This window comes from Streptomyces sp. NBC_01232, assembly GCF_035989885.1.
GTDB lineage: Bacteria > Actinomycetota > Actinomycetes > Streptomycetales > Streptomycetaceae > Streptomyces.
This window is the reverse complement of sequence record NZ_CP108518.1, coordinates 881,119-907,756: the sequence shown is the minus strand read 5'-3', so window position 1 is coordinate 907,756 and position 26,638 is coordinate 881,119. Positions and strand designations below refer to the sequence as shown.

Genomic DNA, 26,638 nt, shown 5'->3' with positions numbered 1-26,638 from the left:
GACAGATGGCCGACGGGAGACCGGAACGGAAAATCTTTTCCGCAAGCACCTATCGAATGACAGTTCGCTGGGAATGCTGCGTGTGTTCTCCCGCCCTGCCCGACGCCCCCACCCGGCGTCGCCCGGGGCGGGCCTTCCGTTCTGAGCCCTCGGGAGGTACTACGCCATGCAGCCGTCCCCCACTCCTTCGCCGGCCCACAGCCGCCGCGACATCCTCACCGGCCTTGGCCTGGCCGCCGCAACCCCGCTCGTCCTCGGCATCACCACCCGCCCCGAACGCCCCCACGTCCCCCACACCCCACAGGTCCCGGTCGGCCCGTCCGTCCTGCTGCGCGGCGCCTCCCTCGTACTCACCATGGACCCGGCCCTCGGCAGCGGCCCCCTCGGCGCCCTCGACAACGCCGACGTCCTGATGCGGAACGGCACCATCGCCTCCGTCGGCACGGGCCTGCGGCCCCCGCCCGGCACCCGGATCGTGGACGCTTCGGGCAAGCTGGTCATGCCGGGATTCATCGACACCCACACCCACCTCTGGCAGGCCGTGATCCGCGGAGGCTGTACCGACGGGGACCTGTTCGGCTGGTTCACACGATGTACCGACCCCCAGCGGGGCCGGCTCACCCCCGAGGCCCTGCACAGCTTCGTACGCCTCGCCGCCCTCGACGCCGTCCAGTCGGGGGTGACCACCCTCGTGGACTGGGTGGACATCTTCTCGTACGACCTCATCGAGAGCTACGTACGGGCCCTGGCCGCGACCGGAGTGCGGTTCACCTACGCGATGTTCCCCTCCGCAGCCGACCCGACGCTGGTCGCCAAGGTGAAGAAGGAGCTCGTCGATCCCGTTCCGCTCGGCGGCTTCCAGGTCGCCACGCACGCCGCGCGAGCCGTCCAACACCTCAACCACGCGCACTGGGAAGCCGCCCAGGACCTCGGGGTCATGCTCAACTCCCACGTCCTGGAACGCCCCGAGCAGCGCGCCGACGACCCCATCGGAGTCCTCACCGACATCGGCGCCCTCGGTCCGCGGCTCCTGATCAACCATGCGATCCACCTGACCGACGACGAGATCGCCGCCGTCGCCGCGCACGACGTGCGCGCGGCGCACTGCCCGCTCAGCAACATGCGGCTCGCCTCCGGCATCATGCGGCTGTCCGAATTCGGGCGACGGGGCGTCAAGATCGGCCTCGGCCTGGACGGCGGCACCAACGACAGCTCGGACTTCCACGCGCTGATGAAGACGGCCATCGGCCTGCAGCGCGCCCGCGCCACGCAGGCCACGATCTTCCCGCAGGTCCCAGACGTCCTGCGGATGGCCACCCTCGGCGGTGCCGAGGCCCTGGGAATCAGCGACCGGACGGGCTCCCTGACCCCCGGAAAACGGGCCGACGTCGTGGTCGTCGACCCGGCCGCCCTGAACTTCGCGCCGCGCTTCGACTGGGTCGGCCAGACCGTCTTCAACGGGCGGCCCGAGAACGTCGAGGCCGTGTTCGTGGACGGGCGCCCGCTGAAGTTCGACGGCCGGCTCGTCGGCGTCGACACGCAGCGCGTCGTACGGGAGGCGGAGACGGCCGCGACCCGACTGCGCGCGGCCGGATAGACCCCGCCGGCCCTCACGAGCACCGACACCGGAGCCACGGGGTCAGCCCACCGCGTCCCAGGCCCTCATCGGACCGTCCAGCCAGGCGGGCGGCAGCTCGGCGGCGTCCCACTCCTCCCGTAGTGCGGCCGGCCGCGTGGCGAGCCGCTCCAGCACGGCGACGCCGGTGGCGGAGTGCAGAAGGGAGTAGCGGCTGTGCACGGCGGTGGCACTGCCGGGCCCGTACTCCACGTACAACCGCTCCAGACGGGCCCGGTGCGCCGCCGCGAACTCCGCCAGCCGGCCGGCGTACCGGGCCCTCTGCCAGGAGGTCATCGTGCCGAGGACGGCACGCAGCACCTCCTCGGTGACCTCGGGGTCGAGGTCGGAGACGGCGGTGAAGGTGAGGTAGAGCGGCGTGACGGCCGCCTTCGCCTGCTCCACCTCGATCCGCCCGACCGGCGGCCGGGCAGCCGCAGCGGCGCCCGGTCCGTCGGGGTCGACGGCCTGCCGCAGCGTCCGTTCGGCGATCGCGCCGAGCTCGTCGGTGACGGCACGGGCACCGTCCAGCCAGCCCGACCCGTACGGCTCGCCCTTGTCCCCCGGTACGGACCCCCCGAGCGCGCCGAGCTCCTCGCACGCGCCGGCCAGGGCTCCCGCCTCGACCAGGGCGATCAGGCCCTCCGCGTCGTCGGCGAAGACTCCCGCCCGGCCGAGCAGCTGGAGCAGCGTCCTCTTCGCGTTCAGGACACTGACCGAGTCCAGCTCCTGCCGGTTCTCCTCGGCGGCATGCATCGAATCCTCCTCATCGCATCGGCCGGCGGTGCGGTGTGCCGGCCTGTAGCGCACCCTCGTACGGTTCAACGCACGAGGGGGCCACCGTGATCCCCACGGATACCGTGCAGCCCGACGACTGCATCCGTTCAGCGCAATGATCCCCCCGACCGACCGGCGGAGGCCCCGCCCCCGGTGACCAGCACCGGCCCGTCACTCTCTCCCCCCAGGGTGGTGCCGGCGGGTGCGGGTGCGGCGCACGGGTCGAGGCCGATGGGGGAGAGGTCTGCCGGCCAGGAGCCGGGGATCTCCTTGTCGAACACCGCCCTGCCCGCCCGCCCGCCCCTGCCCGCCCACCCTGCGCGGCCGCAGGGACGTCTGCGGCCGGAGAGCAGTCTGACCGCATGCCGCCACCGCACGGGAGCACCTGATGGGCAGCGAGGACCCTCGTCCGGTGGTCTCCAAAAGCGGCGGACCGGCCACGGTACTCGGCCGCGAAAGGCCCCGTTCTCGGAGAGCGACTTTACGAACGGAATCGAGTCCGTGAACCTGCGGACGGGTGGGTGGGTTCACGAGCCTCGCCCCCACCCAGGACGAACGCTTCGCCGGAGCGCGGCCCCACGGGATGCCGCTGCAGTACCCCGATTGACCGTCAACTCCCTGCGTATACGTAAGATCGGATGCGGAGCGACGGCGAACCTGTCTCGCTCCCGGCCCTTCTCGCCCGCCGTCGCCGACGTATCGGCGCCCCGGGCGAAGAGGCCCGCCGCAGGCCTGGCGACCGAGTTCAGGCCGACGACACCAGGAAGAAATTGCACATGAACACACTCGCCCGCCGCGTTGTGACCGTGGCAACGACCGGCGCGCTGCTCCTGGGCGGCGCCGTCGCCACCGCCTCCACGGCCAGCGCCGCCACCATCGGCAGCGGAGCCTGCACCCACCAAATCAAGATCAACACCGACGTATATACAACGGTGAACTTCCGCACCGGCCCGGGCACCGGCTACACGGCCACCGGCACGCTCTCCAAGGGCACCGATGTGTACTGGCAGTGCAACAAGGGCCGCAACGACAAGCCCGGCGCCTGGGGCTACATCACGGTGAAGTCCGGCCCCCACAAGGGCAAGAAGGGCTGGGTTGCCGCTCAGTACATCAACGTGCCCATGCAGCTCGACTGACAACCGCCGGCCCGCCTGCTCGGCCCCCCTTCTCCCTGACCGCCACCGCCACCGCCCTCGGCGGTGGCGGTCAGGTGCCGCTCCCGCGTCACGCTGAAGCAGACTGCAGGGCCGGCGTTCCCACGTCGTTCACCGACCGGGATGCCCTCCTGGCCGCCACCGGCGGCACCGCGCCCACCAACCCGCGCGGCCGTCCGAACTGCGCGACGCGACAGTGAGGTTCGCCCTCGTCCCGGGCCGATCTGCAGGGCCCTCAAGGTCACCCGAAGAGCAGTTCGACGTCCGCGTCGACGCAGGCCTTCAACACGATCACGAGCTGTCGGGCATCCTCGATGTGCCGCGGGAGCGTGGGGTCGCCTTCCTCCGTCTCCCACTCCGTGACGATCTCGGCCAGCCGGGGCAGGACTCTCGCACAGTCGGCGGCGGACAGATCACCGTCATCGTCGGGATGGTGGAGCAGGGGCTCGAGCGCCGATGAGATCTCGCTCCACTGCCGGTCCCCGCCGAAGCCCTGCATGGCCGGCAATGCCCAGAGACAACGCGGGGGACACGCCCCCGGAGCGCAGTTCTGACAACCGCTGGGAGGTCGCCCGCCCCCTGCGCGGAACCTCCATCGACGGCGTACGGATGGCAGGGTTCCGGGACCGCACGGGCTGCGGGCTGGACATGCGGGTGCTGCCGCAGCCCGCCGTGATCATCGTCATCGGGCTCGGAGCCGGCCCGGTCACGGTGGAGAGCACCTCCGGGCACCGGCCACTGAGAGGTCTCGTCGCCTCCCTCTCGCCCGGCCCGGCCCGCATCCGCGGCGAGGGCGTCGAATGCGTCGAGGTGGCGTTGTCACCCCGGACCGCCTACGCCCTCCTGGGGGTTTCCCCGCTCGAACTGGACGGCTCCATCACCGGACTCGAGGACCTCTGGGGGCGGCACGCCCGGCTGCTGCGCGAGCAGCTGGCCGACACCGCATCCTGGCAGGAACGCCTCGCGCTCACGGACGGATTCCTCAGACAGAGGGCCGAAGGAGCCCCGCCCATGGCGGCCGAGGTCGCCGCCGCCTGGGACGCCATCGTGGCCGGCCGGGGCCGCGTACGGGTCGGCGACCTCGCCGCGTCCTGCGGATGGAGCCGCAAGCGGCTCTGGGCCAGGTTCAGCTCCCAGGTCGGCCTGACCCCCAAACGCGCCGCCATGCTGGTCCGCTTCGACCACGCCGCCCGGGCGCTCCTCGCCGGCGAGCGCGCCGGCGACGTCGCCATGGCGTGCGGGTATGCCGACCAGCCCCACCTCCACCGCGACGTCCAGGCCCTCACCGGGTGCACACCCGGCGCACTGGCCGGCCTGACCGCTTCCACCCAGCCCTGACCGCCCCATCAGACCGATCGACGATCGGCCGACCCCAAGGAAGGAAGCAACACCGTGACGAACACCGAGGTACGAACAGCACAGACGGCGGCAGGCCGCGAGCTCGTCGTCCGGCTCGCGTTCGGGAGCATGGCCGCGCACACCCTGCGGGCGGCAGTCCGCCTGAGCGTCGTGGAACTGATCGGCGACGGACCGCGCACGGCCGCCGAGGTAGCAGCCGGAGCCCGGACCGCGCACCAGCCCATGACACGCCTGCTGCGGGCCCTGACCGCCCTCGGCCTGCTCGCGGAACACGCCCCCGACACGTTCTCGGTGACCCCGGCGGGCGCGCTCCTCGGCCCCCGTCACCCCGACTCCCTCGCGTCGTTCGTCCGCATGTTCACCGATCCGGCGATCGTGCGCGCCTGGGAGCACCTGGACAGCAGCGTCCGTACGGGGGAGATCGCATTCGATTCCGTCTTCGGCACGGACTTCTTCAGCCACCTCGCCCGGCACCCCGAGCTCTCCACGGACTTCAACGCGGCCATGAGCCAGGTCGCCTCCGAGACGGCCGCCGTGCTGCCGCGGGCCTTCGACTTCAGCCGGTTCGCCTCGGTCACGGACGTCGGCGGAGGCAGCGGCACCCTCCTGGCCGCCGTCCTCGAAGCGCACCCGCATCTCGCCGGCGTCGTCTTCGACACGGCCGACGGCCTCGCAGAGGCTGCGAAGACACTGGCGCGACACGGAGTGGACGAACGCTGCACCGTCATCGCCGGGGACTTCTTCCAGTCGGTCCCGCACGGCACGGACGTGTACCTCGTGAAGAGCATCCTGCACGACTGGACGGACGCCCAGGCGGTCACGATCCTGCGCCACTGCCGCCGGGTGCTGCCGCACGACGGCATCGTCCTGATCGTGGAGCCCGTGCTTCCCGAGATCGTCGGCGCGGAGGACGAGGGCACCTACCTGAGCGACCTCAACATGATGGTGAACGTCGGCGGCAGGGAACGCACCCGCACGGACTTCGAGGAGGTGTGCCGCCGGGCGGCCCTGCGCGTCACGTCGGTCACCCCGCTCGCGGAGGCCGCCCCGTACTCCCTGATCGAGGCCGTGGCCGACTGATCACCGACCGCGCGCCGAGCACCTGGCAAGAACAGCGCGCCTGGTGGGGCTTCGGCCCGCAGAACGGGCGGCTCGGACCGCCCTGCGGCCACCCTGCCCGGCTACTGACGGGCGTCATGGATTGTGCTCCGCACAGGCCGGCGGTGCGGCGGCAGCGGTGTGCACGGGATGGCCGTGACGCTGAGGTTTCAGCCCCGGAGAAGCAAGTCTGCGAGGTCCTTCACACGGTCGGTGGTGATGCCCTCACGCTGCTCGATCGCCAGGGGATGGTCGGTGGGTTCCACTTCGATCAGTGGGCGCCGGCCGACGGCGCGCGTGTGGACGTGGGTCTTGAGGTGGAGCGTGGTCTGTGGATAGACGGACAGCTCGGTGGAGAGCCACCCGAAGTACGGAGGCTCCTGCGCGCGTGCCGGGTCGTCCCAGAGGTCGTGCGTCCGGGCGAAGTTCGTTTCGCTCAAGGAGACCCAGACTCCCCAGGAGAAGGTGTCGCCGCTGTCGCGCACCGGTATCTCGATAAGGCCGTGGACGAAGAAGTGACGGCCTTTGATCGTGCATTGGTCGGCGGTCAGCTCGCTGTCCCGGCGCCGGGAGTACCGAGGCTTCCACGCCGCCGGAGCCGGAGCTCCGTAGGACAGCGGCAGACCGTCCCTGTGTTCTGTGCAGCAAGCGCAGGTGTGGTGGTGTTCAGCAGCCATGGCGCTGAGCCTAACGAACTGGTCAGACCGTCCTGCGGGCGTATATGACGTACCGCCGCCGGCGCTCGAGGAGGCGGACCTGACGAGGCGGCGCGCACACGGCGAGCAGGTCCCTGGTCACCCGGCCCGACTCCGGACCGGGAGGTGAGTGGGCAGGGTGATGGTGGCGGTTGGTCCGTTCGGTCCGGCCCTGGGAAGTGTCAGTCGAGGCAGTGGATCGTGTCGGACGAGCCCCGCATCCCATGGGAACAACGAGACGACATCCATGAAGCCTTACCCGGCCTCGCGACCTGCTTCATCACCCCTCGCCACCTCCAACGCCTTGTCAGAACCTCTCAGGGCTGCCGGGCACCGAGCGGCATGTGTGAGACTCCCTCTGAATGATCACTCGGGGGGAGTTTTCGCGTTGAACGCGCTGTTGAAGAGGGTGTGGATCGGGCTGGCCACGACCTTGATCGTGAGTCTGGCCGCCGTGGCCCTGCCGGACCACATCCAGATAGGTGACGACGGGCGCATCCACGTGGGCGCGCCCACGCCGTCCCCGTCCACGGCGGAGCCCACGCCGGAGTCCACCTCACCGCCCCTCACACAGGACGCCGTGGACGAGGTGATCCGGACCGCGGTCAGCGCGGCGGGCCTCGACCCGGCGCAGGGCCGCCCGATCGGCGCGGCCGGCGCCAACTCGAACAGGACGGGCTGGACGGCCGTCCGCGAGAAGACCGCCGCACAGTCGGAGATGAACACGATCTGCTCCGACCTGGAGCGCCAGGGCTGGACGCTGAACCCGAACGGCGACCGCCCCGACGCCTCCCGCAGCTACAAACGCGGTGGCTGGTACCTGCTGGTGAGCACACGCGGGCAGTCCCAGGCGCCGTCCACCACCTCCGCCTTGACCGACTCGCAGACCTACCTGACCGTGACGGGCCTCCAGCTGAACCTTTCCGACATCCCCCTCCCCGAGATCACCGTCCGCATCGGCTGACCCCCCACGGACAAGCCCACACCGCCACGGCGACTTCATGATCGAGTGACGTGACCACGCAGCTCGGTGGTCGCGTGCCGTGGTGGAGACCGCCGACCCGGCAGCCGGGCCTCAAAGACGGCAGTGCCCCGTGCCGAAGCCTCGGCGTAGGCGGCACGACTGAGGGCGGCGTGATCCTCCGTTTCCTGGTGCCACGGGCACGGCGAGGCGTAGGGCCGGTGACGGAGGAGCGGCACCCCGAAGGCGGGAAGTACCGGCCCGATCCACGCTGCCGGCCGCCATCGGACGGTCAACGGCTGGCGACATCAGAGGGCAGGGCCTGCACGGGTCCCAGTCCTCCGCTGCAGCCGAGGTGCGGCGAGCCACGTTCCGGCGAGTCGAGTCACGGCGAACCGCGCCGTCCCAGGGCGCCCCCGTTTCGCCGCAACTTGGCCCGTTCGCGCGTCTTCATGCTCCATCCGGGCTGTCCGCCCGCCCGTACGGATCACGTCGGGAAGCCGACTGCGGTGGTGCATGGTCGGCTGGGCTCGGCCGACCGCGGTCCCCGGACGGCCGGCCGATCCCAGCAGAAAAAGGAGTTCCTGATGCCCCGTCGGCATGTCCCTGCCGTCCTCGGCCTCGTGGCAGGCGCGCTGGTCGCGCTCCCCGCACCGGCCGCTCATGCCGCCACGGTGAAGGTCGGCTGCTCGGTCCCGGAGCTCGTCGCGGCGATCAATGCGGCGAACGGCTCACCGGGACCGGACACGCTCCAGCTCGCGCGCAAGTGCACGTACAGGCTGACATCGCCGGACCCCGTGAGCCCCGGCAACGGGCTGCCGGTGATCACCAGTGAGATCACCATCGACGGGCGCGGAGCCACCATCAGGCGGGACGAGCACGGAAACAACGTGGCGAAGTTCCGGATCCTCTTCGTCGGTCCGACGGGAAACCTCACGCTCACCCACACGACGATCCGCGGCGGCTTCGCCACGGACTGCCCTGCCTTCCCCGACCCCCCGGGCCTGGCCTGTGGCGGCGGCATCTCCAACACCGGAACGATGAAGGTGACCCGCAGCAAATTCATCGGCAATACATCCAGCTCCGACGTGTTCGCCCAGGGCGGCGCCATCGACAGCCCCGGCACCGGAAGCGTGAGCGAGACCGAGGTTTCCGGAAACCACGTCATCTACACCGGGAGCGCCACCGGTGGTGGCGCCGCCGGTGGCGCCATCGCGAACGACGGCCCGTTGACGGTCACCCGCTCCCGGCTGACCGGAAACACCGCGACCGTCACCAAGGACACCCAGAGCACCGCCTTCGCGGCCGGCATCATCAGCTTCGCCGAGACGACCGTCGAGGACACGGTGATCAGCAAGAACCGTTCCTTCGCCCCGGGCGGATTCGCGCGTGCCGCCGTTTCCAACGGTATCCCGGCGCCCGGCAGGCTGACCGTGACTGGTGGCGCCATCAGCCACAACACATCGGACGCGCCGCACGGTGTCGCCCAGGGCGCCGGCATCGCGAACAACGGCCTCATGACCGTGAGCAAGGTGCAGATCGGCCACAACCGGGCGGTGGCCGACGGGGGAACCGCGCGCGGTGGCGGCGTCCGCGTGGGCCCCTTCGGCACGCTCGATGTGAACGACAGCCACATCACCGGAAACACCGCCGAAGCACCGAACGGCACAGCTCAGGGCGGCGGGCTCGACAACCCCGACGGCGGCACCCTGACAGCCAGGCGCAACAAGGTCCTCCGTAACACGGCGACCGCGAAGGGCGGTACCGCTCAGGGCGGAGGCCTCTACCACGGCGGGGGAACCACGGGCCTGGGCACCACCACCCTGGAGGGCAACACCATCACCCACAACCGGGCGGGTGACGGCGGCGGCATCTTCAAGGCGTCCGGCGTCCTCACCCTGAACGGCGACATCGTCCGCGACAATCAGCCGAACAACTGCAGCCCGCTCGGCTCGGTACCCGGCTGCACCGGCTGACAGTCCCAGGAGGCAATGCAGCCAGCGGATACCCGGGCAGCCGAGCCGCTGGCTGCCCGGGCACGTCCGAGAACCGCGCATCACCGTAACGACGTTCCTCGGCGGCGGCCACGCCATCCGCATGACCGTCCCCGCCCGCTGTCAGCCACCCGGTGGAGGCGGGCAGCCCCTCGTCGCGGTTACCGACGGGCCTCGTCGAAACCCGCAACGGCGGCGCGGCCCATACGACCGGCTGGCTGGGCCTGCTCAGCGCCGTCGTCGCCGCCACCGCAACCGCCGCCGCCGCGGCCTGCCGGCACGGCCCCGAGGCCCCGCGCTCCCGGCTTGTCGAGACCTTCGCGGCCGATCCTGAGGACGGCACCACCATGTCCCTCCTTGAAGGGTCGGCGATGTCCGAGGGGATGGCCACCGTGCCGTGACTGTCCTCGCCGAAGGCAACGAGAGCCCGCTGGCAGGCTGGGCCGTTCCGGGCGGCCGCGCCGCACCACAGAAGTTGAGGCAGAGTCTCCCGAAGCGAGTCTCCCGAAGCACCCCGTGCCGCTGGGCGACAACCGCGGTCCGACCGGCGCCCCGACCGGCGACCCGAACGCCGCCTGCCGGATGGTCCTCCGGTGGGACAGGCTTCCGGCGAGGTCGTTCTCAACGTGGCGCCGTCCCGCACCATGCCGGGCAAGCGCACCATCTCGTCGTACGCGACCGGCAGCGCGTGCAGCCGGTCATGTGGGTCGGATCGGCCGGTAACTGGCTGAACGTCACCCCCACCGAGGATCGTGACGACCGGAGGTGAGTTAATGGCACCTGCGCGACGAGCTGCGGAGATGAGGAAGCTGCCATGAGCACGGGAAGATGGCTGTGGGTCTGCCTGCAGCGGTACGTCATGACCGCCGCTCTCGGCTGGGTGGCCGCGGCCCTGGTGCTGCCCGTTCTGGGCGACGATCCCTTCTGGGCGTCGCTGGGCGCGGGACTGGGAGCGGGGCTGATCGTGGTGCCGCTCCTGACCGTCGTGACCACGTTCGTACTCGTCCTGCTGGCCGGTCGACGGTTCGAGCCGCCGACCGGCGGTCCCTCGCGGATCCGGGGCGGCTGGCTGATCGTGCTGCCCCTGGTCCTGCTGCTGCCCGTGGCCCTGCTCGCGCCACTGCAGTACCTGATCGTGCTCGGCGCGCAGCTCGTGTACCTGGTGTGGGTGCTGCCCTGCCAGGACGCCCGCGACACGGCGGACGTGCTGCGCTCGCTCGCCGACCCGGCCGTTCCCGCGGAGCAGCGGGCCCGGATGGCGAGGGCGGTCGCGGGGCTGCAGGGCAGGCCGGTCGTCGAAGCCCTGGTGCAGACCTCGGCCGACGCGGAGCCGGAGGTCGCCGAAGCGGGTCTGGAGACCCTCTGCACCATCTGGCAGCGCGACGGAGTCGTCGGCGAGGACCTGCTGCGCAAGCTCGATCCGCAGGCCCAGGACCGCGTCCGGGCCCTCGGCGTCAGGGTGCGGAGCCCTTGGTGAGAACGGCGGCGACCGGCCGCGCATGGCACGGGCACGGCCCTCCCGAGACCATTCGGGAGGGCCGTGCCATTTCTCTCTTCCCGGAGCCGAGAGCACCGCCGGGCCCCGCTGCGTGCAGCGGGGCTCTTCGCGCTTCCGTGGTCACCGCCCGGGGACGACGGTATGAGGCGTGGGTCACATTCCGGCTGGCGGACCTCACAATCCCGGGACCTGCATCGCTCTTAGTGCGCAATGCACCCGCGACGCTGAGGAATCAACATGATGCGAAGACTGGCTTCGTTGCCCGGTGGAAGAGTAGGGAAGTGGGTCGTCCTCGCGCTCTGGGCGGCCCTGTTGATCCCGGTCCTGATGCTGGCCGGCCAGCTCGGCGACGTCGAGGAGAACGACAATTCGGCTTGGCTGCCCGGCAACGCGGAGTCGACCAAGGTCGTCGAGCGGGCCGAGAACTTCCAGCGTGCCGATACCGTGCCCGCGATCGTGATCTACGACCGGCCCGGGGGCGTCACCCCCGCCGACATGGCCGAGGCCCAGGCCGACTCCGAAGCCTTCAAGGGCATGGAGAACGTCGTCGGGCGGCCGCAGGGGCCGGTGAAGTCCGAGGACGGCAAGGCCATCCAGACCGTGGTCCAGATCCACAAGGACAAGACGGGCTGGGAGGGGATCGGCAGGACCGTCGACGCGATCACCGAGGTCGGCAAGGAGAACGCGGGCGGTCTCGGATTCCACGTCACCGGACCGGGCGGTCACGCCTCCGACTCGATCAAGGCGTTCAGCGGAGGGGGCGCCCTGACGACGATCACCGCACTGGTGGTCGTGGTGATGCTGCTGCTCACCTACCGCAGCCCGTTGCTGCCCCTGCTGCCCCTGCTGACCGTGGGCGTCGCCCTGGTCACGTCGGAGGCGGTGATCTACTTGCTGGCGAAGAACGCCGGACTCGTCGTCAACAAGCAGACCAGTTTCATCCTGACCGTGCTGGTGTTCGGCGCTGCCACCGACTACGCGCTCCTGCTCATTTCCCGGTACCGGGAAGAGCTGCTGCGGCACGAGGACCGGCACGAAGCGATGGCGGAGGCCCTCTACCGCTCCAGTCCCGCGATCATAGCCAGCGCCGCGACCGTCGCGGTCAGCCTGATGCTGCTGATGCTGGCCACCCTCAGCTCCACCCAGGGGCTCGGGCCGGCCTGCGCCGTCGGCATCCTCGTCGGACTGCTCGCCATGGTCACCCTGATGCCGGCCCTGCTGGTCATCTGCGGCCGCTGGATCTTCTGGCCGGTGAAGCCGTCGTACGGATCGGCCGATGCGGCCGGGGACGGCATCTGGACCCGGGTCGGCACCGCAGTCTCCCGCCGGCCGCGGATCGTGTGGATCGGCACCACGCTCGTCCTTGGCGTGATGGCGATCGGGATGCTCGGGCTCAAGGCCGACGGGCTGTCCAACAAGGACCAGTTCACCGGCACACCGCAGATGACCGTCGGCGAGAAGATTCAGTCCGAGCACTTCCCGGCCGGATCGGGCGACCCCGTCGTCGTCGTGGCCAGGGCCGCCTCGGCGGAGCAGGTGAGGACCGCGCTGTCCGGCGTACCCGGAGTTGTCGGTGTCGGGGAGCCGGTGGTCAAGGACGGAGAGGCCATCATGCTCGGGGAGCTGAAGGACGACCCCAGCAGCAAGGCTTCGATCCGTACCGTCGAGAAGGCCAGGACCGCGGTCCACGCGGTCGAGGGTGCGGACGCCCAGGTCGGCGGCAGCACGGCGATCATGCTCGACACACAGGAAGCGGCCGCCCGCGACTCCAAGGTGATCATCCCCATCGTGCTGGTGGTGGTGCTCCTCGTCCTCGCGCTGCTGCTGCGGGCGATCGTCGCGCCGCTGCTGCTCATGGCGACGGTGGTGCTGTCGTTCGCAGCGGCCCTCGGCGTGAGCAGCCTGGTGTTCAACCACGTGTTCGGCTTCGCCGGGGCGGAAGCCTCCTTCCCGCTCCTGACGTTCGTGTTCCTGGTCGCGCTGGGCATCGACTACAACATCTTCCTGGTCACCCGGGTGCGCGAAGTGGCGGTGCTGCACGGCACCCGGCGCGGCGCGCTGCTGGGTCTGTCCACCACCGGGGGTGTGATCACCTCGGCTGGTCTGGTGCTGGCCGGCACCTTCGCGGCGATGGCCTCGCTGCCGCTGGTGTTTGCGGCCGAGCTCGGGTTCGCGGTGGCGTTCGGCGTACTGCTGGACACCATGATCGTCCGCTCGGTGCTGGTCACCTCGCTGACCCTGGACGTGGGCCGGTGGATGTGGTGGCCGAGCAACCTGTTCCGGCAGCACGACGCCCCCGAGCCGCCGGCGGGCAACCCCGACCGCGAACCCGCCCTCACGGTCGTCTGACGACCCGCACCTGAAGGCCCCGACCGGGAATCCGGCCGGGGCCTGCGGCGTACGGGGCTTCCGGGTGGACGCCGGCCAAGCTCCGTTGGGGTCTCGCGGGTGGACGAGGCGGAGCAGGACCGGCTGTGGGACGTCGCCGCGGGCTGCGGCGGCACGGACGTGGAGTTCATCCCCGCCCCGTAGGGGAAGCGAACGAAGCCACGGGGTGGCGGGGACCGCCGACGGCCGGGCCCGTCACCAGCCCGGCAAGGTCCGGGTGGGTGGTGTGTAGTTGCACATGCCGTAGCGGCATGTGGTGTCGTCGAGGGCACCACGGCACGAAAGGCTCTGTCTGCGATGTACCCCTCCGCCACGCCTCCCCGCGAGGTCAAGATCGGCGATGCCGCCGCCTTCGCCGGGACCACCCCGCGCGCCATTCGTCACTACCACCAGATCGGTCTGCTGCCGGAGCCCGAGCGAGGCGGAGACGGACGCCGCCGCTACGGCTACGACGACATGATCCGCCTGCTGTGGATCCGCAAGATGTCCGAGGCCGGCATCAGCCTGGACGACATGCGGGCCGCCTTCGACGATGCCCGGGACGTCGAGGACGTCCTGGGCCGGCTGGAGGAGACCCTGGCCGCCCAGGAGGCCGACATCAGGCGTCAGCGCGCGGCAGTCCGGCGCCTGCGGGCCGTGGGCAGCCCGCTGGGCCTGCTCTCCCCGCTGGTCACGGACCGGCTCGGTCACCTGCCTTCCGGTGCAGTGCGCCCCTCCGACCTGGACGCACTCCTGGTCACAGAACGGATCTTCGGGCCGCTGGGAGCCGCAGTTCAGGCCAGTGTGTTCATCACCCTGGCGACCCATCCCGGCCTACGCGCCGAGGCAGACCGCCTCGACGCGGCCGACGCCGCCCTCGATGACACCGTCGACCCCCACGACCCACGGGTCGAGGAACTCGCCGCGCAGCACTGCGCCCACCACAAGGCCCTGCTCCAGGCCATCGAAACGGCCGGACTGGACGTCGCGGAGGAAAAGCTCTTCGAGAACTACGACGCCGAGGCGAGTGGCGGCGAGGACGACTCCCGGATGAGTGCCTTCGAAGCGGTGACCAAGATGCCCTACGGCTTCTCCGCGGCCCGGACGCGGTGCATGGAAATCACGGCACGGCTCCTTTACGGGGACGTTTCCGCAGGCAGCTGATCGCTGGGGTGGCCGTGGGTGAGGCGTCCTGGGTCCTACCGGCCGGGAGCCCGGCCTTCTGCGCCGGGCCGGAACAACGTAGTTCTCCCCTGTCTGTGCGTTCCCGCCGTACCGCCGCTCTCGCGTTCACCGCCCTCGCGGCATGCGGGGCCACCCTCCTCACCGTCCCCGCCCGGGCGATGCCTGTACCCAGGTCAACATCGACGAGACGTGCGCCGTCCCCCAGCTCGGCATCACCAACTCCGATGCCTTGGCAGCGATTCCAGCGATTCCAGCGTGCCGAGCGGTGGGTGCCGGCGTTCGAGCAGGACTGGGCCAAGGCCCCTGCGCCTCAACCCGAGGCTGTCCGTCCTGGGCATCGTCTGCTTCTCGGGGAGGTCGAGCTCACCATCGCCCTGAGCCGGTAGAAGGCGGTGACCGGAGCCCTGGACTCCTCGGCAGGCAACGCGGCCCGGCCGGACGGGGCTGAGGACTACTCGTCGATGTTCAGGCGGGCGATGTCCGCGGCGTACGCGGCGGTGCGGACCGTCGAGGTACCCGACACGAACAGGCCGGCACCTCCGATGGCGAAGGGGAGGGAGAGCAGCAGGCCGGCGGTGATCGGGCCCCAGTCACGCGCGCCGTCGCAGGTGTCGCCCTCGTCCACGAGGTAGGACTCGCGGAGGTATCCGGTCTCGTGGAAGGCGCGTGACTTGCACTCGATGGCACCGCGGTGGCCGTCGACGCTGAAGGGGAATGCGAGCAAGTACCCCAGCCACAGCCAGATCAGTACGGCCACGGCCATCAGGCCGCGGCCCCAGCCCTGTTCGCGCAGGCCCCGCACCCGGAACTTCCTGTCGTACTCCTGGGCCGATGAGTTCATGGGGGTGACGTTCATACGGGTGAATCTCACCGCAATGGTCCTTGACCTCGTCTTGTCGACTTCGGGGTGACGCACCGGACCTCTTTTGCGCAGGAGCAAGGCGGCGCAGAGTGCCGCTGTCGCCGGACGTACGGCGCCGAGTGGACCGCGACGAGTGGCCGTTCCCACGCTCGGCCGGGGGCGGTATCCACGGTCGACGTTGCGGAGCCCGGCGTGGGCACGGGTGCGGGGTCTCCAGCTCAGGCCGGGCCCGGCCTGCCCGGCACGGCACTTCCGTGGGGAGGAAGTCGCGCCGAAGCGCCGATTTCGCCGACCGCGACATGTTGCCCGGCGGCCCGGGCCGGGCGTGCAGGAGGTGTTCGGGGATCATGCCTGTATGACTGGGTTTCACTGCGCCGTGTGCGGCGCCCGGCTTTCCGCTCCGGTGCGCGAGGTGGCCCCACCGGCGGAGGGTGAGGCGTGGACCCCGCTCGACTCTCCCGTGGATCCCTGCCCGCCCAGGATGGCGGCGGGGACCTTCGCCCGCGATCCGGAGCCGGGCCGGATCACCTGGGGCCCGCTGCCCAAGGGCTTCAAGCGGTTCCGGGCGGGGCACGGGCCCGGGGTGGACCCGGTGTTGTGCCCCGCCGACCTGGTGGGGACGGTGAAGGTGCCGGGCCGCTGGATCGGCTGCTGCGGGCCGGCCGGGGCCGACGGGCCGAACCTGGCCTGCGCGGGGTGCGGGGCCCGGGTCGGGCTGTGGATCGGTGACTGCTACACCTGGCTGGAGGTCGTACTCGACGGGCGCCTCGTTCGCCGTCCCCCCTCGTGGTGACCGGCGGTCACCCGGACTGCAGTGCGGCCAGCCGTTGTTCGAACGGCACCGTCCTGAGGCCGTTCGCGGGATCCGTCGAGGTGACCGCCCCGGTCGGGGAACGGGGTGCGATGGCGGCGGCGGTGTCGACGTCGGGGGCGGTGTCCTGGGCGGCGGGGCTCATCGGGCGCATGGGGCGCATGGAGCGGGCCAGTTCCGTGCCCGCACGGGTGATCCGCTGCGCCAGGCCCTGTCCGCCCCAGTCCTCGGAGGCCGCGTACACGGCGGTGGGCACGACCGGTGCGCGCAGGTGGGTGAAGAGCGGGCGCATCGCGTGTTCGGTGACCAGGCTGTGCCGGGCCGTGCCGCCGGTCGCGCCGACGAGGACCGGTGTGCCGGTGAGGGCGTCCTTGTCCATGAGGTCGAAGAACGACTTGAACAGGCCGCTGTAGGAGGCCGCGAAGACCGGTGTCACGGCGATCAGGCCGTCCGCGGCCGCCACCGCGTCGAGTGCGGCGGCCAGTCGGGCGGGCGGGAACCCGGTGACGAGGTGCTGGGCGATCTCCGTCGCCAGTTCCCGCAGTTCGACGGTCTCGGGGCGGGCGTCCAGGTGGCCGAGTGTCGCGGCCGTGAGCCGGTCGGCGAGCAGGCGGGTGGAGGAGGGCGAGCTCAGTCCTGCCGATACGACGACGAGTTTCATGCCTGCATCTCCTGCTGTGTGTTCTGCCCTGTGCTCTGCCGGGCCGCTGCCACGCGGGCCGGGTGGGTCGGGGCGTCCGGTACGCCGGCCGGGCGCAGGTTCGCGAACTCCTTGCGCAGGACGGGCACGACCTCCTCGCCGAGCAGGTCGAGCTGTTCCAGGACGGTCTTCAGGGGCAGGCCCGCGTGGTCCATGAGGAACAGCTGGCGCTGGTAGTCGCCGGCGTAGTCGCGGAAGGACAGGGTGCGTTCGATGACCTGCTGGGGCGAGCCGACGGTCAGCGGGGTCTGCGAGGTGAACTCCTCCAGGGACGGGCCGTGGCCGTAGACGGGTGCGTTGTCGAAGTAGGGGCGGAACTCGCGGACGGCGTCCTGGGAGTTCTTGCGCATGAACACCTGGCCGCCGAGTCCGACGATGGCCTGTTCGGGGGTGCCGTGCCCGTAGTGGGCGTAGCGCTGCCGGTAGAGGTTGACCATCTGCTCGGTGTGGGAGGCCGGCCAGAAGATGTTGTTGTGGAAGAAGCCGTCCCCGTAGTAGGCGGCCTGTTCGGCGATCTCCGGGGAGCGGATGGAGCCGTGCCAGACGAAGGGCGCGACGCCGTCGAGCGGGCGCGGGGTGGAGGTGAAGGACTGCAGCGGGGTGCGGAACTTGCCCTTCCAGGTGACGGTGTCCTCGTCCCACAGGCGGCGCAGCAGGGCGTAGTTCTCGATGGCGAGGTCGATGCCGTCGCGGATGTCCTTGCCGAACCAGGGGTAGACCGGTCCGGTGTTGCCGCGGCCCATCATCACGTCGACGCGGCCGTCGGCGACGTGCTGGAGCATGGCGAAGTCCTCGGCGATCTTCACCGGGTCGTTGGTGGTGATCAGCGTCGTCGAGGTGGACAGGATGAGGTGCTCGGTGCGCGCGGCGATGTAGCCGAGCATCGTGGTGGGTGAGGAGGGGACGAACGGCGGGTTGTGGTGCTCGCCGGTGGCGAAGACGTCGAGGCCGACCTCCTCGGCCTTCTGCGCGATGGCGAGCATCGCCTTGATGCGTTCGTGCTCGCCGGGCACGCGTCCGGTCGTCGGGTCGGCCGTGACGTCACCGACGGTGAAGATCCCGAACTGCATGGCTCTCCTGCCCTCCCAAGATTGTTGACTGTTCAACCATACTTAACGGGAGACGCGCCCGTGGTATTCCCGGCCGGGCGCGGGCAAGCGGACCGCCCCTGTCCCGCCCGGCGGACGGCCGGGCGGGACAGGGGCGGGGGTACCGGCGCAAGGTGCGCCCGGGGCAGGAGTGGCCGGGCAGGGGCGCCCGGGCAGGGGTGCGCGGGCCGGCGGGGGTCAGCCCTGGCAGAGGCCGCGGGTGTAGTCGTACGTCGCGGTGGCCCGGGAGTAGCGCCACAGCGGGTCCAGCAGGTCGCTCTTCAGCTGCCCGGCCGCGGCCGGGCTCTCGACGACGTACCCGAAGTCCTGGAGCCAGGACGGGTACAGGTTCTTGGAGCCGATGTAGAAGGCCGATCCGTCGACCGAGACCAGCTTGTGGTGCTGGGCGTAGGGCTTGCCGTCGGCCCAGGTGGGACGGTCGGAGGCGCGGAACGTGGCCAGCTGGAGGTTCTCGCACAGGGCGGTGCGCGCCCGGCCGCCGTCACCGGTCAGGGCCGTCACCCGGCCGCGCAGGGCGTCGCTCACCTCGGAGAGCGACTTGATCTGCGAGTAGCCGCCGCTGCCGATCGTGCCGCGGTTGGCCGGGTCGCTCACGACGATGCGGACCTTGACGCCGGAGACGAGCTTCGCGGCGAGGGCGTCGTAGAGGCGGACGTCGTAGCGGGGCAGCGGCGGGCAGGTGGCGTGGATGTCCTGCTGGGAGATCTCGATGTGCGAGGTCGCGCTGGAGACCAGGGCGCGCAGGGCGCTCTCCTCCGGGTTGACGGTGTCGTAGTCCCGGTCGGCGTTGGTCCGGTCCGCCACCCCGATGCCGCACTTGGTGTCGCCGGCGGTGGGCAGGACCGGGCGGAAGGAGGAGGCGGGGTCGCTCTGGCGGATGCCCACGCCCAGGCCGCCGACGGCGAGCGCGGGCACGTCCCCGCCGCCCGCCGGGGCGGCCGGCCGGGGCAGGGAGGACATGCAGTCCGCGCCGGGCGAGGCGGCGAACCAGACCGAGGCCCAGTTGCTCCTGTTGCGGCAGGTCCAGTCCCACAGCGTGTCCAGGTAGCGGCCGGCGGAGCCCGCGGCGGGGCCGGCCAGCGCGAGGTCGACGTCGCTCACCGGGTGCGAGGTCTCCAGGTAGTCGTCCTTCCAGCTGTTGATGCCGCCGGTGATCACCGAAGTGCCGTCCACGACGACCAGCTTGGAGTGGTTCCAGGAGAACGCGGTCTTGGAGGTGGTCATCGAGGCCACGTTGAGGGTGATGTTCCCCGCGGCGGCCGGCCCCAGCTTGGCGAGCAGCTCGTCGCGGTAGGACGACGGGATCACCGTGGAGTGGTAAATGGGCGCGGCGCCCACCATGACGCGGACCTTCAGCCGGTTGCCCTTCTGGGCGGATTCCTTCAGGCCCGCGACGATCGCGTCCTGGTAGCCGCCGTTGGGGAAGGGCGCGAGCGTGGATATGTCCACCGTTTCCCGGGCGGCGGCGATGTCCTGGCGCATCTTCTCCAGGAGGCGGTGCGATCCGGGCCGGTCGGTGCAGGCGGCGTCGCCCCAGCAGCCGGGGGTCTGGAGCAGCCAGTCGGCGCCCCCGGGGACGGAGGAGCCGAGCCGGTTGCCTGCGGTGCGCTCCCACACCGAGCCCTCCAGGCCCGGCGAGACCTGGCGCAGGGTCTGCTCGACCGAGTCCAGGTGCGGGGTGGGCGCGTCGGCGGCGGACGCGGGGGCGCCGGTGAGGAAGGAGAGGCCGAGTGCGAGGGCAGCGGTGGAGACGAGGGCCGTCGTACGGACGGTGCGTGCCAATGTGGTTCCTTGTGCTGGGGGGTGGCTCCGGCCGGGAGGGTGGTCAGCCGCACCCCGACCTTGATCAACTCGCAAGTTACCGTCACGTAGCGTCCTGTTCACCCTTCCCGGACGAGTTCCGGCCACCCCGGGCAGGACCGCCGGCCGCACGGGACCAGGAGCGCCGGCCGCACGGGACCAGGAGCGCTGGCCGCACAGGGCCAGGAGCGCTGGCCGCACAGGGCCAGGAGCGCCGGCCGCACAGGGCCAGGAGCGCCGGCCGGGGCGAACGCCGCCTGAAGCGGGCGGTGATGACTCCTGGGTCGGCATTGCGCACCCACGGATCGGCGCCCCCGGTGCTGCGCTGAGCGCCGTACGGGCCGATGCGGGCCGCCGGTTCGAACGAGGAGCCCGCGCCGCCTGCCCTCCGGGCTGACGCGTTGCCCGTCCGTCGGCCCTGTCCGGACGGTGTGCTGGCGCTGCTGTGCCGCCCATCGGCCGATGTCCATCCCGTGGACCGTCACGCCGGGTGCGATGTGGGGGAGTGCGTACGCGTCGGCGAGGAGTGTCCGTGCGGCGGCGGAACGACGTTGCCGCTCTGCCGGCCAGGCCGGATGCCCTGCGTCGCTCGGAGACCCGCCAGCCGAGGTGGTGCGGCGGAGGGAACGCCTCCGCTGCGGTCCGTCTCTTCCCGGGCGAAGACCGTCTTCCGGCGGTCCGACCGGCCGTTCGACAGGAGAACCACGGTGCCGCTCTCGTCCCGTCGCACCCGCACGGCCCGCACGCTCCGTCTTGCCGGTGCCCTCGCCGCTCTCGTGGTGCTGGTATCGGCCGGGATCGTGGTCGCTGTCCGGGAGGGCTCCGCAGCCGGGCTGATGCCTGAGCGCAGCTGGGGTCCCTGGACCGATGGGGGGATCGAGGGCTGGTCGACGCATGTACGGGTCAGCACCTGGGGTGACGCGGCCCAGGCCGACATCCACTTCGGCAAGGCCGAGGACATCTCCCTGCGGGCTTACGGGAAGACGGCCCGCGTGACCAGCATGATGCAGCCGACCGTCTTCACCCTCACCCCCGACGGCAGGCTCACCGCCCACCGCATGTCTGCGCCGTGAGCGGCGGGGTTGAGCCGGACGACCCTTGGCACTGGTAGGGGAGGTCCTGGCGGGGCGCGGTTCGACTGCTTGCCGCGTCGACCCGTCTCTCCTGGTGCGGCCTCCTCTCTCTGTGACACGCTGGATTCCCGGCCGGGCCCCGGCCCCGGCCTCGGCCGCTGGTCCGGTGTCCGTGACATGGATCCGGCAGGCGCTCCGGGAGATCCGGGCGGCAGCGGCCCGGTACAACAGGCGTGGTGTTGCCGGCGCGGCCGGCCTGAACCAGCGCGCCACTGGACTTCTCAGCAGGCAGGCGTGAAAGGAACAGGCAGCAGAGTGTCGAAGATCGGTGTTGTGGTCCTGACCATGGGTGACCGGCCGGCCGAACTGGGGTTCCTGCTGGCCTCCGTGGCCGCTCAGGAAGGTGATCCGGCAGCGGTCGTGGTCCTCGGCCAGGGCGTGAAGCTCCCCCTGCTCCCGGACGATGTGGTCGGCGTCGAGCTGCCGGAGAACCTGGGCATCCCCGGCGGCCGCAACGCCGGCGTGGACCGGCTGCGCGAGCTCGGCGGCGTGGACATCGTGGTGGTCCTCGACGACGACGGCCTGCTGCCCCGCACCGACACCTTCCGGCTGGTCCAGGAAGCCTTCGCCGCCAACCCGCGCCTGGGTATCGCGGGGTTCCGCATCGCGGACGAGACGGGCGCGAGCCAGCGCAGACACGTCCCCCGCCTGGGGGGCAAGAACCCGATGGTGTCCGGGCCGGTGACGACGTTCCTCGGCGGCGGCCACGCGATCCGCATGACCGTCATCGACCAGGTCGGCGACTTCCCCACCCCGTTCTTCTACGCCCACGAGGAGACCGACTTCGCCTGGCGGGCCCTGGACGCCGGCTGGGAGATCGACTACCGGGCGGACATGGTGCTGCAACACCCCCGCACCCCCGCCTCCCGGCACAAGGTGTACTACCGCAACACCGCCCGGAACCGGGTCTGGCTGGCCCGACGCCACCTGCCCGCCGCCCTGATCCCGGTCTACCTCGCCGCCTGGGCCGCGTACACACTGGCGCAGCGGCCACCGCTGTCCGGCCTCACCGCCTGGTGGACCGGCTTCTTCGAAGGCCTACGGGTGCCGTGCCCGCCGAGGCAGCCCATGCGGTGGCGGACCGTATGGCAGATGACCCGACTGGGCCGCCCGCCGGTGATCTGACACCCCGAAGGCCATGACGCACGTCGCACAGTCATGAGCGTCCCCGCGCCAGCAGCTGCTGTGCCGCCGGGCGAGGACGTTCATGCACCTGTTGTCGGTTCGATCCTCCATCGCCCACGGAGGTCTGCCCGTCCAGGCCGGCACGGCGATGCGCCCCGGTCCGGGGCGGCGGCCGCTGAGGCGCCCTCAACTCGCAAACACCGGCTCGCGAACAGCAGGAGGAGCCCCCGCCCGCCCCCGACAGTGATCGGCATTCGGAGAAAGGGAGCCCCCGCAGAAGGCCCCGGCCTCCACCTGCGCATCAGTGGACCTGCGGCGGTGACCCCTGCAGGGCGACGACTTCCTGCTCGCCGTCGTCGGCGAACTGCGGTGGGGTCGGTGTGTGGTGCGAAGCTCAAGACGGCGTCACCAGCATGCGTACGAGTGCAGGTTCGCCCTTGAGGGAGGAAAGGGCCTTGCCGAGTATGGCCCCCACAGCCTGAGCTCCGACACTCGGAGGCGGCGGCCGTCGGGGCCGGCCGGGCGAGGGAACATCACGGGCGGCGTCTCCTGCGCGACCGTTGTCATCGTGGCGTTCGGGGACGGCACGGGGGGCAGGACCCCAGAGCACTGTGATGGGTACCAGGACGGGCAGTCTGAGTACGTGCGCCCATGCACACGGCGCGCCCCGGGTGCTGCAATGGGCCCATGAACGCGACTTCTTCCCCGAGGCCTCCGACCGCGCGGCTCCTGGCACCGACGTGGTGGCTGGTCCCCGCCCTGTTCACCGTGGCGGCGACACTGGGCGGTGTGTGGGGATACCGCTCGTCCCCGATCCTTCACGGCTCGGCGTGGCTGGCCCTGCCGTACGTCGTTCCGACGGCGCTGGTGGCAGCCTCCTGGTGGCCGCCGACGCGCCCGGGCGCAAAGGCCCGCGGCCTGGTCCTCGGCGGGGTCGGCGCCCTCGCGGCCCTGGCATACGCGCACGTGGCGACCTTCGTGCTGTACGCGGTGGCCTTGGTGCTATGGGGCTTTCAGGGTGGTGGCTGAGGAAGGGAGCAATCCCCAGCACAGGTGAGAACGGCAAGGAACGGGGGTAACGGAATTGGAGTATTTGGTAGTTGCGGGGGTCGGTCTCGCCTGGGGGCTCTTCCAGGCCTGGCGCGGCGGCGCATTCGGCGGCAGGTCGTCACAGCCAAGGCGGCGTTCCCGATCGTCGAAAAGCGACGGCGTCAGCTTCTCCTGCGGGGACGGTGCGTCCTGCGGTGGGGGCTCCTCCTGCGGTGGCGGAGGAGGCGACTGATCCCACGACGCCGGAGGGTTCGCGTTGCTCACCCTCCGATGGGAAACCGCCGCTCCGGACGGTCCCCGCACGGCCCTTTCAACGGCAGGCCCAGGGCCGCCTGCGGCCCCTTCAGCGCGCCGGGTGGGTGAGCGCCTCGAGAAGGTCGTTTCCGGCATACCGTCCTCTGACCGCCGGTCGGCCTGTCGCAAGGCGCAGCCTGGACGACCTCCACCACCTCAACAGGAAACGGGAACCAACCCGGGGGTGGTGGCACCGGCGATCGAGTTGCCTGCCTCTCGGCGTGCTGCCTCGTTGTCGCCTCGCGCTCTCCGGGACGGTCTCCGGCCTTCGTCGCGTGCCGCGTCGTCACCGTTTCGGCGCGCGAAACGGTGACGGGGTGTCCACCCGGCAGTCGGGTGGACACCCCATCACAGCTGAACGCAGAGGTCAGGCGGGCCGGCCGCCGAGTGCAAAACCGGCAGCGGCCAGGATCAGAACCAGCAGAAGAACAAGGGTCACCGTCTTCTTGGCCACGCGGGCCGAGCCTGGTCGCGCAGTCGGAGATCAGCTGCCTGGGCTCCTGCTTCTTGGGCTCACGGAGTCCCATCTCGGCAGCCACGAGTCAATCTTGCATCCGTAGTAAAAATAGGCTTGACGGTTCCGGTGAGCGGGGTTAAATTTACGTTCGTCGTAAAATTCGTCCGGGTGAATGGATCTGCACTTGCGCAAACTCACCTACTTCGTCGGAGCCACCATCGACGGCTTCATCGCCGCCCCTGACGGCGGCTTCGACTTCTTCATGGCGTACTCCACCGAGGACTACGTCCTGCACATGACCGCCGAGTACGCGGACACCGTCCCGACCCCGGCCCGTGCCGCCGCCGGCATCGCGGACGCGCCCAACTCCCGCTTCGACACCGTGCTGATGGGCCGAGGCACGTACGCCACGGGCCTGTCCGTCGGTCTCACCAGCCCGTACGCCCACCTGCGGCAGATCGTGCTCTCGCGCTCGCTCACCACCAGCCCGGACCCGGCCGTCGAGGTCGCTGCAGAGGACCCGGTCGCCCTGGTCCGCAAGCTCAAGCAGGAGGACGGGCTCGGGATCTGGCTCTGCGGCGGCGGTGACCTGGCGGGCCGGCTGCTCCCGGAGATCGACGAGCTGATCGTCAAGCAGTACCCGGTCGTGGCAGGCACCGGCATCCCGCTCTTCCGCGCCGACTTCTCCCCGCGCACCTTCCGGCTCACGGACAGCCGCGTGTTCGAGGGCGGCAACCTCGTCCTCACCTACGCGAAGGCCTTGGACCGGATCAGGCCGGAGCAGCCGGAGCAGCAGCCTCGCGTGTGATTCACCGCCAGACCCCGCCGCGACCGTACCTGCCAGGAGACGCGTTGAACGTCACCACCGCCTCCCTCTCCCTCAACTTCGCCGACGTGGACGCCTCCCGCGACTTCGTCTATCGGATGCAACCTTGGGGCGGGTGCGATGTCGGCGATGTGCCAGGTGGAGCCCTGATGTGTATCGATCCTCGGCAGTACGATGATTCCGGCGCGCGGACGTAGCCTCGGGGTGTGCTCCAACTCGTCCTCGCCGTATCCGTGTTCATCGTGGCCGTCGCCGTGTACGCGGGCATCGGCCTGCGGTGGTGCTGGCGGGCCCGGCGGCGGCGCGGCATCCTCGGGCGTGTCGCCGCCCTGGAGCTGGATCCGTACCACGTCGCCGCGAGGAAGTACCGGGAGACCGAGGCGGCGGCCGCCGAACTGCTCCTCGGCGGGTACCTCGACATCGACGGGGAGGGCGCGGCGCACCTGACCGGGGCAGGGCGCGACATCGGCCGGCCCCCCGCGCGGCCGCTGCCCGCCGCCCTGCTGGGGGCCGTACGCAGGCACGACCCGGAGCCGGTCTCGGTCGGCTGGATCGACCGGTCCGATGTGGAGTACCGGGAGCGGTGCATCGCCTACCGGCGCGAGCGGGACGCCCTGCTGCCCGTGATCGGGCGCATTCCGCGGACCCCGGTGGGCGAGCGGCGGCTGTCGGCCTGCTGCGGCTGCGTGGGCGTCGTCCTGCTGGTGAGCTTCTGGATCCTGGCGGCCGAGCTGCTGGTGCTCGGGCGCCCGGAAGGCCTCCGGGAATGGGCCTGCGCCGCAGCGGCCGCCGCGGGCCTGACGGCTCTCTGGTTCGTCGGCCGTGCCAACCGCGCTGTCGGCGCCCGCACGGCCTGCGAGGACCCGCTGGGGGACCGGATCCGCGCCGAGACGCATCCGGCCCTCACGGCACTGGACGAGCGGCAGCGGTCGTACGTCCTCACGAGCGCCGCCGACGACGGCAGGTGGACCGGTGTCGACGTGTCCACCCCCGAGGACGGCGACGAGTACGAGTGCTGGTCGGCCGACGACTGGGCGGACGACGACGGGTGGGCGGACGCGTACCACTACCGGGCCGCCGACCACGAGGACGACGAGCCCGGCGGCGCCCCGCCCCGCTAGACCGTGCAGCGAAAGTGGATCTTCAGCTGTCAGTGGCGGCCGGCGATTGTCGATTCCGCCCTGCCGTGGCTTGAGCGATGATCCTTGCAGGCTTGGTGAGAGGAGGTGGTCATGACCGATCGAAGGCCGAGGCTGGTGCTCCTGTGCGGTCTGCCGGGTGCCGGTAAGACCACGGTGGCCAAGAGGCTGGTGCGAGAGCTGTCCGCCGTGCGTCTGTGCCCGGACGAGTGGCTTGCCCTGCTGGGCCTCGATCTCTTCGACAGCGAGGCTCGGGAGCGCGTGGAGCGGTGTCTCTGGCAGCACGCCCAAGCGCTGTTGACCTCAGGTGCTGTTGTGATCTTGGAGAACGGCTTCTGGGAGCGGACGGAGCGTGACGAGAAACGGCTCGCGGCCCGTGCGTCGGGCGCGGCCGTCGAACTGCGATACCTCCGAGTGCCGGTCGAAGAGCTGGAGCGGCGTATCGCTCTGCGGAACCATGAGCCGGGCTCGGTCGTGCTGACGGCCGAACTCTTGAGGAGCTGCCGGGACCAGTTCGAGCCACCGACGCAGGCCGAGCTCGACTTGTTCGATCCGCCCATGCCCTAGGTCCTGGCGTGCTGGGTCGCAGCCATTCATCGATGGCTGCGACCCGCACCGTTGCTTCGTCG

Annotated in this window: 25 protein-coding genes; 18 read left to right on the top strand and 7 right to left on the bottom strand. The window is 70.9% G+C overall.

Going from position 1 to position 26,638, the window contains the following annotated elements; genetic code table 11:
- The first annotated feature begins 166 nt into the window (after positions 1-166).
- Positions 167-1,597 carry an amidohydrolase family protein gene (locus OG444_RS04410; protein WP_327260842.1) on the top strand — a complete coding sequence of 477 codons (1,431 nt, stop codon included), beginning with the start codon at positions 167-169 and terminating at the stop codon, positions 1,595-1,597.
- Between the two features lie 42 nt (positions 1,598-1,639).
- Here OG444_RS04410 and OG444_RS04405 read toward each other — a convergent pair whose 3' ends face one another.
- Positions 1,640-2,371, bottom strand: a complete 732-nt coding sequence (locus OG444_RS04405) for a hypothetical protein (protein ID WP_327260841.1) — start codon at positions 2,369-2,371, stop codon at positions 1,640-1,642.
- A gap of 797 nt (positions 2,372-3,168) precedes the next feature.
- Here OG444_RS04405 and OG444_RS04400 point away from each other — a divergent pair.
- Positions 3,169-3,528, top strand: coding sequence for an SH3 domain-containing protein (locus OG444_RS04400; RefSeq protein WP_327260840.1), 360 nt, complete (start codon positions 3,169-3,171; stop codon positions 3,526-3,528).
- A 259-nt stretch (positions 3,529-3,787) separates the two neighbouring features.
- Here the strand turns inward: OG444_RS04400 and OG444_RS04395 are convergent, their stop codons facing one another.
- A complete protein-coding gene (locus OG444_RS04395) occupies positions 3,788-4,045 on the bottom strand; it encodes a hypothetical protein (RefSeq protein WP_327266658.1) in 258 nt (85 codons plus the stop codon).
- A gap of 8 nt (positions 4,046-4,053) precedes the next feature.
- Here OG444_RS04395 and OG444_RS04390 point away from each other — a divergent pair, with 8 nt between their 5' ends.
- Positions 4,054-4,884, top strand: a complete 831-nt coding sequence (locus OG444_RS04390) for a helix-turn-helix domain-containing protein (protein ID WP_327260839.1) — start codon at positions 4,054-4,056, stop codon at positions 4,882-4,884.
- A 54-nt stretch (positions 4,885-4,938) separates the two neighbouring features.
- On the top strand, positions 4,939-5,985 hold the full coding sequence (locus OG444_RS04385; protein ID WP_327260838.1) for a methyltransferase: 1,047 nt from the start codon (positions 4,939-4,941) through the stop codon (positions 5,983-5,985).
- A gap of 188 nt (positions 5,986-6,173) precedes the next feature.
- Here OG444_RS04385 and OG444_RS04380 read toward each other — a convergent pair whose 3' ends face one another.
- Complete coding sequence (locus tag OG444_RS04380) at positions 6,174-6,680, bottom strand: DUF2199 domain-containing protein (protein WP_327260837.1); 507 nt, start codon at positions 6,678-6,680, stop codon at positions 6,174-6,176.
- Between the two features lie 406 nt (positions 6,681-7,086).
- Here OG444_RS04380 and OG444_RS04375 point away from each other — a divergent pair, with 406 nt between their 5' ends.
- The 6 genes from OG444_RS04375 (at position 7,087) to OG444_RS04350 (ending at position 14,682) form a co-directional block, all read left to right on the top strand.
- Entirely contained in the window at positions 7,087-7,662 is a 576-nt protein-coding gene (locus OG444_RS04375; protein WP_327260836.1) for a hypothetical protein, read from the top strand.
- A 584-nt stretch (positions 7,663-8,246) separates the two neighbouring features.
- Positions 8,247-9,635, top strand: coding sequence for a hypothetical protein (locus tag OG444_RS04370; RefSeq protein WP_327260835.1), 1,389 nt, complete (start codon positions 8,247-8,249; stop codon positions 9,633-9,635).
- Positions 9,636-9,787: 152 nt separating this feature from the next.
- Positions 9,788-10,054, top strand: coding sequence for a hypothetical protein (locus OG444_RS04365; protein WP_327260834.1), 267 nt, complete (start codon positions 9,788-9,790; stop codon positions 10,052-10,054).
- A 413-nt stretch (positions 10,055-10,467) separates the two neighbouring features.
- Entirely contained in the window at positions 10,468-11,130 is a 663-nt protein-coding gene (locus tag OG444_RS04360) for a hypothetical protein (protein ID WP_327260833.1), read from the top strand.
- 258 nt (positions 11,131-11,388) lie between these two features.
- On the top strand, positions 11,389-13,500 hold the full coding sequence (locus tag OG444_RS04355) for an MMPL family transporter (protein ID WP_327260832.1): 2,112 nt from the start codon (positions 11,389-11,391) through the stop codon (positions 13,498-13,500).
- Between the two features lie 336 nt (positions 13,501-13,836).
- Entirely contained in the window at positions 13,837-14,682 is an 846-nt protein-coding gene (locus OG444_RS04350; RefSeq protein ID WP_327260831.1) for a MerR family transcriptional regulator, read from the top strand.
- A 472-nt stretch (positions 14,683-15,154) separates the two neighbouring features.
- Here the strand turns inward: OG444_RS04350 and OG444_RS04345 are convergent, their stop codons facing one another.
- On the bottom strand, positions 15,155-15,559 hold the full coding sequence (locus OG444_RS04345) for a hypothetical protein (RefSeq protein ID WP_327260830.1): 405 nt from the start codon (positions 15,557-15,559) through the stop codon (positions 15,155-15,157).
- A 361-nt stretch (positions 15,560-15,920) separates the two neighbouring features.
- On the opposite strand from OG444_RS04345, the gene OG444_RS04340 reads away from it, so the two are divergent.
- A complete protein-coding gene (locus tag OG444_RS04340) occupies positions 15,921-16,358 on the top strand; it encodes a hypothetical protein (protein ID WP_327260829.1) in 438 nt (145 codons plus the stop codon).
- Positions 16,359-16,365: 7 nt separating this feature from the next.
- On the opposite strand, the gene OG444_RS04335 is transcribed toward OG444_RS04340, so the two are convergent.
- The 3 genes from OG444_RS04335 to OG444_RS04325 form a co-directional block, all read right to left on the bottom strand.
- The gene (locus OG444_RS04335) at positions 16,366-17,037 is read right to left on the bottom strand and encodes a CE1759 family FMN reductase (RefSeq protein WP_327260828.1); all 672 of its coding nucleotides are present in this window, start codon (positions 17,035-17,037) and stop codon (positions 16,366-16,368) included.
- The gene (locus tag OG444_RS04330; protein ID WP_327260827.1) at positions 17,034-18,146 is read right to left on the bottom strand and encodes an LLM class flavin-dependent oxidoreductase; all 1,113 of its coding nucleotides are present in this window, start codon (positions 18,144-18,146) and stop codon (positions 17,034-17,036) included. Before OG444_RS04330 ends, OG444_RS04335 begins: the two co-directional genes overlap by 4 nt.
- Before the next feature lie 216 nt (positions 18,147-18,362).
- The gene (locus OG444_RS04325; protein WP_327260826.1) at positions 18,363-19,967 is read right to left on the bottom strand and encodes a phospholipase; all 1,605 of its coding nucleotides are present in this window, start codon (positions 19,965-19,967) and stop codon (positions 18,363-18,365) included.
- Between the two features lie 725 nt (positions 19,968-20,692).
- Here OG444_RS04325 and OG444_RS04320 point away from each other — a divergent pair.
- From OG444_RS04320 to OG444_RS04290, 7 genes are all read left to right on the top strand, one after another.
- Positions 20,693-21,058 carry a hypothetical protein gene (locus OG444_RS04320; RefSeq protein WP_327260825.1) on the top strand — a complete coding sequence of 122 codons (366 nt, stop codon included), beginning with the start codon at positions 20,693-20,695 and terminating at the stop codon, positions 21,056-21,058.
- Positions 21,059-21,403: 345 nt separating this feature from the next.
- Entirely contained in the window at positions 21,404-22,243 is an 840-nt protein-coding gene (locus tag OG444_RS04315) for a glycosyltransferase family 2 protein (RefSeq protein WP_327266657.1), read from the top strand.
- A gap of 687 nt (positions 22,244-22,930) precedes the next feature.
- Positions 22,931-23,272, top strand: a complete 342-nt coding sequence (locus OG444_RS04310; RefSeq protein ID WP_327260824.1) for a hypothetical protein — start codon at positions 22,931-22,933, stop codon at positions 23,270-23,272.
- A gap of 944 nt (positions 23,273-24,216) precedes the next feature.
- On the top strand, positions 24,217-24,852 hold the full coding sequence (locus tag OG444_RS04305; protein WP_327260823.1) for a dihydrofolate reductase family protein: 636 nt from the start codon (positions 24,217-24,219) through the stop codon (positions 24,850-24,852).
- Between the two features lie 44 nt (positions 24,853-24,896).
- Complete coding sequence (locus OG444_RS04300) at positions 24,897-25,067, top strand: hypothetical protein (RefSeq protein ID WP_327260822.1); 171 nt, start codon at positions 24,897-24,899, stop codon at positions 25,065-25,067.
- Between the two features lie 9 nt (positions 25,068-25,076).
- A complete protein-coding gene (locus OG444_RS04295; protein WP_327260821.1) occupies positions 25,077-25,991 on the top strand; it encodes a hypothetical protein in 915 nt (304 codons plus the stop codon).
- Positions 25,992-26,102: 111 nt separating this feature from the next.
- Positions 26,103-26,576 carry an AAA family ATPase gene (locus OG444_RS04290; RefSeq protein WP_327260820.1) on the top strand — a complete coding sequence of 158 codons (474 nt, stop codon included), beginning with the start codon at positions 26,103-26,105 and terminating at the stop codon, positions 26,574-26,576.
- Positions 26,577-26,638 lie beyond the last annotated feature (62 nt).

Excerpts from the sequence above, each read along its gene's own strand:
- OG444_RS04410 (WP_327260842.1), top strand. The coding sequence starts at position 167 with ATGCAGCCGTCCCCCACTCCTTCGCCGGCCCACAGCCGCCGCGACATC.
- OG444_RS04405 (WP_327260841.1), bottom strand. The coding sequence starts at position 2,371 with ATGCATGCCGCCGAGGAGAACCGGCAGGAGCTGGACTCGGTCAGTGTC.
- OG444_RS04400 (WP_327260840.1), top strand. The coding sequence starts at position 3,169 with ATGAACACACTCGCCCGCCGCGTTGTGACCGTGGCAACGACCGGCGCG.
- OG444_RS04395 (WP_327266658.1), bottom strand. The coding sequence starts at position 4,045 with ATGCAGGGCTTCGGCGGGGACCGGCAGTGGAGCGAGATCTCATCGGCG.
- OG444_RS04390 (WP_327260839.1), top strand. The coding sequence starts at position 4,054 with ATGCCCAGAGACAACGCGGGGGACACGCCCCCGGAGCGCAGTTCTGAC.
- OG444_RS04380 (WP_327260837.1), bottom strand. The coding sequence starts at position 6,680 with ATGGCTGCTGAACACCACCACACCTGCGCTTGCTGCACAGAACACAGG.
- OG444_RS04370 (WP_327260835.1), top strand. The coding sequence starts at position 8,247 with ATGCCCCGTCGGCATGTCCCTGCCGTCCTCGGCCTCGTGGCAGGCGCG.
- OG444_RS04360 (WP_327260833.1), top strand. The coding sequence starts at position 10,468 with ATGAGCACGGGAAGATGGCTGTGGGTCTGCCTGCAGCGGTACGTCATG.
- OG444_RS04355 (WP_327260832.1), top strand. The coding sequence starts at position 11,389 with ATGATGCGAAGACTGGCTTCGTTGCCCGGTGGAAGAGTAGGGAAGTGG.
- OG444_RS04350 (WP_327260831.1), top strand. The coding sequence starts at position 13,837 with ATGTACCCCTCCGCCACGCCTCCCCGCGAGGTCAAGATCGGCGATGCC.
- OG444_RS04345 (WP_327260830.1), bottom strand. The coding sequence starts at position 15,559 with ATGAACGTCACCCCCATGAACTCATCGGCCCAGGAGTACGACAGGAAG.
- OG444_RS04340 (WP_327260829.1), top strand. The coding sequence starts at position 15,921 with ATGACTGGGTTTCACTGCGCCGTGTGCGGCGCCCGGCTTTCCGCTCCG.
- OG444_RS04335 (WP_327260828.1), bottom strand. The coding sequence starts at position 17,037 with ATGAAACTCGTCGTCGTATCGGCAGGACTGAGCTCGCCCTCCTCCACC.
- OG444_RS04330 (WP_327260827.1), bottom strand. The coding sequence starts at position 18,146 with ATGCAGTTCGGGATCTTCACCGTCGGTGACGTCACGGCCGACCCGACG.
- OG444_RS04315 (WP_327266657.1), top strand. The coding sequence starts at position 21,404 with ATGGGTGACCGGCCGGCCGAACTGGGGTTCCTGCTGGCCTCCGTGGCC.
- OG444_RS04310 (WP_327260824.1), top strand. The coding sequence starts at position 22,931 with ATGAACGCGACTTCTTCCCCGAGGCCTCCGACCGCGCGGCTCCTGGCA.
- OG444_RS04305 (WP_327260823.1), top strand. The coding sequence starts at position 24,217 with ATGGATCTGCACTTGCGCAAACTCACCTACTTCGTCGGAGCCACCATC.
- OG444_RS04290 (WP_327260820.1), top strand. The coding sequence starts at position 26,103 with ATGACCGATCGAAGGCCGAGGCTGGTGCTCCTGTGCGGTCTGCCGGGT.